The following is an 8,483-nucleotide window of genomic DNA, read 5'->3' as shown; positions in this document are numbered from 1 at the left end:
ACACACCGCCACGTTGGGTGTGTACACCGCCGCCGCCCCCGCCGCCGGTGTACACACCCAACGTGGCGGTGTGTGCTGATGTGGGCCGCCGCATCAGCGTCAGCGGCTGCATCTAGTGGACCGCTCGTCGTTCGACCGGTTGTTCGACATGGCCGGTCGGACCGTCGTCGTGACCGGCGGTACCCGCGGGATCGGACTGGCGCTGGCTGAGGGATATGTGCTCGCCGGAGCGCAGGTCGTCGTGGCCAGCCGCAAGCCGGACGCGTGCGAACAGGCCGCGGCGCACCTGCGCGGGATGGGTGGCGCGGCGATCGGCGTGCCGACCCATCTCGGTGAGGTCGACGATCTGGCCGCGCTGGTCGAGCGCACCGTCGCCGAGTTCGGTGGTCTCGATGTGCTGGTCAACAACGCCGCCAATCCGTTGGCGCAGCCGCTGGGACAGATCACGGTGGACGCGCTGACCAAGTCGTTCGACGTGAATCTGCGCGGTCCGGTCATGCTTGTGCAGGAAGCGCTCCCGCACCTGAGGGACAGCGCGCACGCCGCGGTGCTGAACATGGTGTCGATCGGCGGGTTCATCTTCGCGCCGGCGCTGTCGATCTACGCGTCGATGAAGTCGGCGCTGATGTCGTTCACCCGCTCGATGGCCGCCGAGTTCGCCGGTGACGGGATCCGGGTCAACGCGTTGGCGCCGGGGCCGGTGGACACCGACATGATGCGCAAGAACCCGCAGGAGGTCATCGACGGGATGGTCTCCGGGACGTTGATGCGGCGGCTGGCCTCGGCCGACGAAATGGTCGGCGCCGCACTGCTGTTGACCTCCGACGCCGGGAGTTACATGACCGGTCAGGTCATCATGGTCGACGGCGGCGGCACCCCGCGCTAGCGCTGGCGGCGCCGGTGCTCCGCCCCACCGTTGCCGCGAGCGTGCACACACGGTAGCTGCCGAGCGCGCGGCACTACCGGGTGTGCACTCTCGCGAGGCGCTGTGGGGCACACACCTCAGCGCTTGAGCACCTTCGACGCGGCGTCACGCATCTCGCCACTGGTCGAGGCGAGGATCTGGCTGCGGTTCTCCAGATGCAGTGCCGCCTCCAGGCTGGAGGACTCCAGGTTCGCCCACATCACCTGCTTGGTCGATTCGACACCGAATTTGCCGTATCCGCAGAGTGTCTCGGCGACGGCCAGGGCCTCGTCGAGCGGAGATTCGACGAGGCGCGACACCAGACCCAGCCGTAGCGCCTCGTCGGCGTCGACGGCCCGGGCGGTCAGGATCAGATCGAAGGCCGGCCCGGCGCCGATCAGCCGCGGCAGCGTGTAGCTGACGCCGATGTCGCAGCCGCCGAGGCCGAGTTTGATGAACTGGGTGCAGAATCGGGCCGCCGGGCCCGCTACCCGCAGGTCGCAGGCCAGCGCGATGCCGAGTCCACCCCCGTAGGCGACGCCGTTGACGGCGGCGATCACCGGCTGGCGCAACCGGTGGATCTTGGCGGTGAGGTCGGCGATGCGTTCCTGCCAGCGCATCCCCGAGCGGGGGAACTCGGTGCCGCCGCCGGCCTCGACGGGGTTGGGAGCGCTCAGGTCCAGACCGGAACAGAAGCCCCGGCCTGCGCCGGTCAGCACGACCACGCGGCAGGTGTTGTCCGAGGCCAGGGCGTCGAGTGCCTCGTGCAGCTGTTCGACCAGCTGGTAGGACAGCGCGTTGAGCTTCTCGGGCCGGTTGAGGGTCAGGACGGTGATCTCGGGTCGGGGATGGCTGGTCTGCAGGACGGGCGGCATGGCCGTCACGTTAACTGCTGCGCCACCCCGCCACGCCGATCGTGATCATCCGCAGCTGTTTGACCGCGACGCGCTTGATCTCGGCGATCGCCGCGGGGTCGGTGGTTTCCTCGAGGGACTCGGCGATGACGATCATGGCGTTGACGAACACGCTGGCCAGGATGTTGAGGTCTTCGCTGCTCCAGGACTGCAGGCCGGGGAAGCGCGCGAGGTCGATGGCCAACTCGGAGGTGATCAGGCGGATCTCGGTGCGAATGGCGTAGCGCAGTACCGTCACGCCGCTGGAGCGTTCCCGGCCGATGAACCGCCAGTGTTCGCGGCGTTGCTGTACGCCGTCGATGAGGATGTCGACCGAGGACTCGATGACGCGGGTCGGGTCCAGTTTGCCCGCGCGGGCGCCGCGCAGCATGTCCCGCAGGCTGCGGAAGGACTCGTCGATCAGCACCAGGCCGAGGGCTTCCATCGACTCGAAGTGACGGTAGAACGCGGCCGGGGAGATGCCCGCCTCGCGGGTCACCTCGCGCAGGCTCAGGCCGCTGAAGCTGTGTTCGGCGAGCAGGTGCAGTGCCGCTGAGACGATCGCCCGGCGGGTGGCCTCTTTGCGTTCTTCACGGCTGAGTTGGTCGTGTGCCCGGTCGCGGCTTCTGTCGTGCCGCCGTGACGACGACCGAGATCGTGACTCGGGCGTACGACTGTTCACTGTGTGAAACCTACCACAACCTGCTCCTTTCTCTTGACCGCCCTAGTCTATGTGGCCGACAGTGAACATATGTTTACTCAAACCCTGACCAAGCGGGTGCGGCGCTCCTCGCTGCTGGACCTGCTCACCGGTCCGCACGGAGTGGACCGCTACACCGAGTTGGTCGACCCGACATGGACACGGGGCGAGGGCCGTGCCCGGGTCGTCGGGGTGCGGCGCAACACGCCGCGCAGCGTCACGCTGACGCTGGACCCCAACCGCGCCTTCCGGGCGGGCATGCCCGGGTTCCGGGCCGGCCAGCACGTCAACGTCACCGTCGAGGTCGACGGCCGGCGACGGACCCGGCCGTATTCGATCGCCAGCGCCGAGGGCGACCGCTACCTGGAGCTGACGATCGGACGGCACGACGGCGGCGTGGTCTCGCCCTACCTGGTCGAGCATGCCTGTCGCGGCCTGGTTGTCGGTCTGGACTCGGTGGGTGGCGAGTTCACCCTTCCCGAGGCCCTGACCGAACCCGTGCTGTTGGTCTCCGGCGGCACCGGCATCACGCCGGTGATGTCGATGCTCCGCACCCTGCGTGCGCGCCGTCACCGCGGTCGCGTGGTGTTCCTGCACTACGCCCGCTCGGCGGAGGAGGCGTGCTACCGCGACGAACTCGCCCTGACCGCGGCCGAGATGCCCAACGTGACCGTGCTGCACGGCTACACGCGCGAGCCCGCGGCCTCGGACCTGCTCGGGCGCTTCGGTTCCGACCACGTCGCCGCCGCGGACATCCAGCCCGAACACGTCTACGTGTGTGGGCCGCCCGCCCTCGTCGACGCGGTGCGGGAGCAGTTCCCCGATGCGCAGTCGGAGAGCTTCGTGCCGCCGGTACTCACCCCGCAGCAGGCCTCCGGTGGCCGGATCCGGTTCAGCGACAGCGAGATCGAGATCGACGACGACGGCACTCCACTGCTCGGTCAGGCCGAGGCCGCCGGCCTGACCCCGGAAAGCGGCTGCCGCATGGGCATCTGCTTTTCCTGCACCCGCCGCAAGAACAGCGGCGCCGTGCGCAACGTGATCACCGGCGCGGTGTCCTCCACCGACGAGGAGGACGTGCAGATCTGTGTGTCCGCACCCGTCGGCGACGTCGACATCGCCTTGTAAAGACATCGCCCTGTAAGACATCGCTCTGTAAAAGCCCAAGGAGACATGATGACTGACACCTTGACCACCACTGACGAGACCCCCACCGACGAGACCGCCACCGTCGAGACCCACACGACTCAGCCCGGTCCGGCCCAGACGATCTCCAAGACCGTCGCGGGAAAGACCGTCACGCTGACCCCCGAGCAGGCCGAGGCGTTCGGCCGCGAGCTCGACGAACTCAAAGAACGCGTCATCGCCGACCTGGGTGAGCGCGACGCCACCTACATCCGGCGGATGATCAAGGCGCAGCGCACCCTCGAGGTCGGCGGTCGCGCGCTGCTGTTCGGCGGGATCTTCCCGCCGTTCTGGCTGGCCGGCACCGCGATGCTGGGGCTGAGCAAGATCATCGACAACATGGAGATCGGCCACAACGTCATGCACGGCCAGTACGACTGGATGGGTGACCCGGCACTGTCCAGCCGCGGATTCGAATGGGACACCGCTTGCCCGGCCGACCAGTGGCGGCACTCGCACAACTACATGCACCACACCTACACCAACATCGTCGGACTGGACCGCGACGTGGGCTACGGCATCCTGCGGATGAGTTCCGACCAGAAGTGGAAGCCGTACTACCTCGGCAACCCGGTCTACGCGTTCCTGCTCATGGTGCTGTTCCAGTACGGCGTGGCGCTGCACGAGATGGAGAGCGAGAAGATCGCCTCCGGTGAGATCTCCATCAAGGACAAGCGTGAGATCCTCGAGGGCATCTGGGCCAAGACCAAGCGCCAGACGCTCAAGGACTACGTGGCGTTCCCGCTGCTGGCCGGGCCGTTCGCGCCGTGGGTGTTCACCGGCAACCTGACGGCGAACCTGATCCGCAACGTGTGGTCCTACATGATCATCTTCTGCGGACACTTCCCCGAGGATGTGCAGGAGTTCACGATCGAGGAGACGAAGGCCGAATCCCGCGGCCAGTGGTACTTCCGTCAGATCCTCGGCTCGGCGAACCTGACCGGGGGCAAGCTGTTCCACATCCTGAGCGGCAACCTGTCGTTCCAGATCGAACACCACCTGTTCCCCGACATCCCCGCGCACCGGCACGCCGAGATCTCCGAGAGTGTGCGCGAGATCTGCGGCCGCTACGGCATCCCGTACAACACCGGGCCGTTGCCGCGGCAGTTCGCCACCGTGGTCCGCAAGATCGTCAGGCTGGCGCTGCCCTGGACGTAGACCTTGTGGAGGGGCCCGGCCCGTGGTGTGGTGTGCCGTGGGTCGGGCCCAACGGTGAGGAGTTGTTCATGCGCGCGGCGATGGCTGGAGCGGCAATGTCGGTGATGGCGGTCGGTGTCCTCGGCGGCGTGGGCGCTGCCTGGGCGCAGCCGGCGGCCCCGAATGCCGGTGAGTTGACCGCCGACCTGCGGCAGGTCCTCGACACCGGGGCGCCGTCCGACGCCCGGGCGGCCAAGCTGGCCGGTGGGCAGGCGGCGGTACCGACCGCGGACAACATCGCCAACCGGTTGAACACCTACGGCGGGATGGTGTCGTGGGAGGTGCAGAATCCGGTGCTCAACGGCGACCGGGTGGACGCGCAGCTGGCGGTCAGCATCCCGATCTTCGGCACCAAGACCCACAACATCTACTGGGTCGACCAGGACGGGCAGTGGAAGCTGTCGAACCCGTCGGCCTGTGTCATCGCCCACGACGTCGCCGGAGTCGACTGCACGGTCTGAGCCCGGCGCCCGGATCGTGAGTGAGAACACAGATCCGAGGTGTGCGGTTTCGGGTGCCACGACCGTCCCTCACAGAGCACGATTGAATCCGTCGCCGTGTCGACGCGATCATGGAGTTGCCTGACGGGAGGTGCAGTGATGGCGAACGCCACGAGTGAGGCTGCGCTGGTCGTGCCGGGACACACGTGCTGGCAGACCGCGCGCGCCGACCGGTTCGCGACGATCGTCGACGGAGCCGACTACCTCGCGCATGTGAAGGCGGCCATGCTGCGCGCCAAGCGTCGGATCATGTTGATCGGCTGGGACCTGGACTATCGGACCACCTTCGAACCCGGGCATCCGACGCAGCTGGGCCCGAACACGCTCGGCCCGTTCCTGCACTGGTTGCTGTTCCGCGAGCCCGGCCTGCACGTGTATCTGCTGAAGTCCAACCTGCGGCTGCTGCCGGCGTTGGACGGGTTCTGGTTCGGCGTGACCCCGGTGGCGCTGCTCAACCAGGTGACCTCGCGGCGCATCCATTTCGCGATGGACGGCGCCCGCCCCACCGGGGCGGTGCACCACCAGAAGATCGTCGTCGTCGACGACGATGTCGCGTTCTGCGGGGGCATCGACCTCACCGTCGGCCGATGGGACACCCGCGACCATGCCCCCGGCGATCGACGCCGCACGACATCGGGCGAGCCCTACGGGCCACGTCACGAGGTGGCCACCGCTGTCGACGGCGCCGCGGCCCGTGTGCTCGCCGAACAGGCGCGGCAGCGGTGGCAGGCCGCGACCGGCAAGTCGCTGCCCGCGCTCGCGGGTGCGGGGTCGATGTGGCCGAACCAGTTGACGCCGGCCCTGCGCGACGTGGAGGTGGGCGTGGCCCGCACCATGCCCGCCCTGCCGGGCCGGCCCGAGGTGCGCGAGGTGGAAGCACTGAACCTGGCGGCCATCGCCGCCGCGCGTCAGGTGATCTATCTGGAGAACCAGTATCTCGCCGCGCGCAGTCTCGCCGAGGCGCTCGCCGAGCGGCTGCGCGAACCCGACGGCCCCGAGGTGGTGATCGTGCTGCCCCGAAGCTCGGAGAGCCGGCTCGAGCAGGAGTCGATGGACAGTGCCCGGGAGCGCATGCTGCGGCTGCTGTGGGACGCCGACATGCATCAGCGGCTGGGCGTGTACTGGCCGGTGGTCAAAGGTGGCGAATCGGTGTATGTGCACTCGAAGGTTCTGGTCGTCGACGACCGGTTGCTGCGCATCGGCTCGTCGAATCTGAACAATCGTTCGCTGGGTTTCGACAGCGAATGCGATGTCGTGATCGAGGCGCCGGCCGAGGGCGGCGACGACATCCGCGACCACATCGTGGGTGTGCGTGACGATCTGGTGGCCGAGCACCTCGGTGTATCCCCGCTGCGTTTCAGTTCCGAAGTCCGCGAACGCGGTTCGTTTCTGGGGGCGGTCAACGCCCTGCGCGGTACGGGGCGGTCGCTGCGCACCTTCACCGAGTTCATGGTCGCCGCTGATGCGTCACCCTTCGCGGAGAACGACCTGATGGACCCCGACACCGTGCCGTCCTCGATCGCCGACAGCGTGCAGAATCTGGCGGTCCGGGTCATCACCTGGCCCTTGGCCAACGGCGCTCCCCAGCTGTGGTCGATCGTGCGGGACTTCACCGGCGGTGGTGATCCAGGGCCGGAGTATTCGGTCGACGTGGCCGCCGACGCCGGGTGAGTCCGACTCGGACGACTACGAGTCGCCGTCGCCGGAGTTGTGGTCGGCCGAGACGCCGTCTCGGTCATTCTCCTTTGCCGCAGCCGTTTCCGAGTTCGTCGCCTTGTGTCCGGTGACGCTGGCACTCACGCTCGTCCGATCCAGCCGTTCGTCGCTGGTCGACGATCCGGAGCTGGTCTCCTGCGCGGCTAGGGACGTCGAGTCCGTGGCAGCGTCGACTGTCGCCAGGGAGTCATCGATGTCGATGTCGTCCTCGGGGACCGACTCGGGGCTGGCGTCCTCTGCGGGAAGGGTCGTGGCGTCGTTGGGCGTCGCCGCCGTGTCGTCGAGGTCGTCGGCGCCAAGGTCGACAGTGCCAAGATCACCAGTGCCAAGGTCACCAGTGCCAGGGTCAACAGTGCCAGGGTCAACAGTGCCGGGTTCGTCCGCGGCGGTCTCACCCGGTCCGGAGATCGGTAGTGGAGCGGCAACCGGGGGGTCCGAGGATTTCGGCGGGGATGCGGCGGAGGTGGTCTCAGTGGCCGTCGAATCACCGCGATCGGCCTCTGACGGCCCCGGTATCCGTTCGGCCCGGGTGGAAGTCAAGGACAACGCAGACGTATCGGCGGGTCCTTCCGGCGCCGTCGGCAGATACGACCGGTCGTAGGCCCGCTCCACGATTTCTTTGAGCGGTCCGTTGAGTGCGTCCGCCAAGCCGGTGAGCCCCAAGTTCCGCAGAGGCGCTAGCAGTGGAAGCTCCTCGGTCGGCACGAAGACATAGGTGGTGTTGCCCTCTTTCCACACGATATTGGCGGGGTCGTACATGTCCACGCCTTCGTAGTCGGTGTGAATGACAGTGAACGCCGCCAAGGAATTCAGTAGGGCAATGAAATTGGTCGGATCGTCGGGAAAGTCGGAGGCCGGGTCGTACTGGCGCGACACGTCGATCACCTGGTACTGAGTTTGCGGCATCACCTTCTTGTCTGAGCCGCCGTACGCGCGAGTGGGATTGCCGATAAGGACGAACGACAGTTCGTCCGGCGACGGAGCGTCGGAATCGTCCGCGTGCTGCTCCATCCAGTCCGCGACCGATCGGGCACCCTCGCTGTAGGAGAACACGACCTTGGTGCCCGGCGTTGCGTCGATGGTAGTTTCGATGGTCGTGATTCCGTTGGGATCCCAGAGGAACTGACGGATCTGGACACAGTTGTTCGGTGCTCGGCACAGCGTTCCTTGGAGTTCGTCCTCCATGGAGCCTTCCCACGGAAAGACGGTCAGTACCGTCGCGGGGCTCGGCACCGAAGGTACCGCCGCGGCGGCTGCTGCTGCGGCGGTCGGCGCAGGAAGCAGCGGCAGGACAGCAGCGCCCAAAGCAAACTTCACCGCAGCTTTCCTGAACGTCGAGCGCGAGCGATCAGCACGCGATCTCATCGTGATCGTGCCTACAGTCGGCG

The 8,483-nt window shown here is 67.4% G+C and carries 8 protein-coding genes; 5 read left to right on the top strand and 3 right to left on the bottom strand.

Annotated elements, in window-relative coordinates; translation table 11 throughout:
• Nucleotides 1-115 precede the first annotated feature (115 nt).
• Entirely contained in the window at nt 116-886 is a 771-nt protein-coding gene (locus J3476_RS05680) for an SDR family NAD(P)-dependent oxidoreductase (protein ID WP_207065532.1), read from the top strand.
• Nucleotides 887-1,002: 116 nt separating this feature from the next.
• Here the strand turns inward: J3476_RS05680 and J3476_RS05675 are convergent, their stop codons facing one another.
• Together J3476_RS05675 and J3476_RS05670 are read right to left on the bottom strand one after the other, a co-directional pair.
• The gene (locus J3476_RS05675; protein WP_207065531.1) at nt 1,003-1,779 is read right to left on the bottom strand and encodes an enoyl-CoA hydratase/isomerase family protein; all 777 of its coding nucleotides are present in this window, start codon (nt 1,777-1,779) and stop codon (nt 1,003-1,005) included.
• 10 nt (nt 1,780-1,789) lie between these two features.
• Nucleotides 1,790-2,479 carry a TetR family transcriptional regulator gene (locus tag J3476_RS05670; protein ID WP_152516077.1) on the bottom strand — a complete coding sequence of 230 codons (690 nt, stop codon included), beginning with the start codon at nt 2,477-2,479 and terminating at the stop codon, nt 1,790-1,792.
• A 69-nt stretch (nt 2,480-2,548) separates the two neighbouring features.
• Between J3476_RS05670 and J3476_RS05665 the strand changes: the two genes are divergently transcribed.
• The 4 genes from J3476_RS05665 (at nt 2,549) to J3476_RS05650 (ending at nt 7,050) form a co-directional block, all read left to right on the top strand.
• Nucleotides 2,549-3,625 (top strand): ferredoxin reductase, encoded by a 1,077-nt coding sequence (locus J3476_RS05665; RefSeq protein WP_207065530.1) that lies wholly within the window; start codon nt 2,549-2,551, stop codon nt 3,623-3,625.
• A gap of 48 nt (nt 3,626-3,673) precedes the next feature.
• Nucleotides 3,674-4,840: a fatty acid desaturase gene (locus J3476_RS05660; RefSeq protein WP_286182637.1), complete on the top strand. Its 1,167-nt coding sequence runs from the start codon at nt 3,674-3,676 to the stop codon at nt 4,838-4,840.
• Between the two features lie 32 nt (nt 4,841-4,872).
• On the top strand, nt 4,873-5,340 hold the full coding sequence (locus tag J3476_RS05655) for a hypothetical protein (RefSeq protein WP_286182636.1): 468 nt from the start codon (nt 4,873-4,875) through the stop codon (nt 5,338-5,340).
• Between the two features lie 138 nt (nt 5,341-5,478).
• Nucleotides 5,479-7,050, top strand: coding sequence for a phospholipase D-like domain-containing protein (locus J3476_RS05650; RefSeq protein WP_207065529.1), 1,572 nt, complete (start codon nt 5,479-5,481; stop codon nt 7,048-7,050).
• Between the two features lie 15 nt (nt 7,051-7,065).
• On the opposite strand, the gene J3476_RS05645 is transcribed toward J3476_RS05650, so the two are convergent.
• Complete coding sequence (locus J3476_RS05645) at nt 7,066-8,412, bottom strand: PE-PPE domain-containing protein (protein ID WP_207065528.1); 1,347 nt, start codon at nt 8,410-8,412, stop codon at nt 7,066-7,068.
• Nucleotides 8,413-8,483 lie beyond the last annotated feature (71 nt).

The sequence above is a fragment of the Mycobacterium sp. PO1 genome, assembly GCF_017312405.1.
GTDB lineage: Bacteria > Actinomycetota > Actinomycetes > Mycobacteriales > Mycobacteriaceae > Mycobacterium.
The sequence above is the reverse complement of the archived record's forward strand: the minus strand, read 5'-3'. Positions and strand labels throughout refer to the sequence as shown.

Bases quoted from the DNA above. Each gene is read 5' to 3' on its own strand.
- J3476_RS05665 (WP_207065530.1), top strand. From the start codon at position 2,549: ATGTTTACTCAAACCCTGACCAAGCGGGTGCGGCGCTCCTCGCTGCTG.
- J3476_RS05675 (WP_207065531.1), bottom strand. From the start codon at position 1,779: ATGCCGCCCGTCCTGCAGACCAGCCATCCCCGACCCGAGATCACCGTC.
- J3476_RS05660 (WP_286182637.1), top strand. From the start codon at position 3,674: ATGACTGACACCTTGACCACCACTGACGAGACCCCCACCGACGAGACC.
- J3476_RS05650 (WP_207065529.1), top strand. From the start codon at position 5,479: ATGGCGAACGCCACGAGTGAGGCTGCGCTGGTCGTGCCGGGACACACG.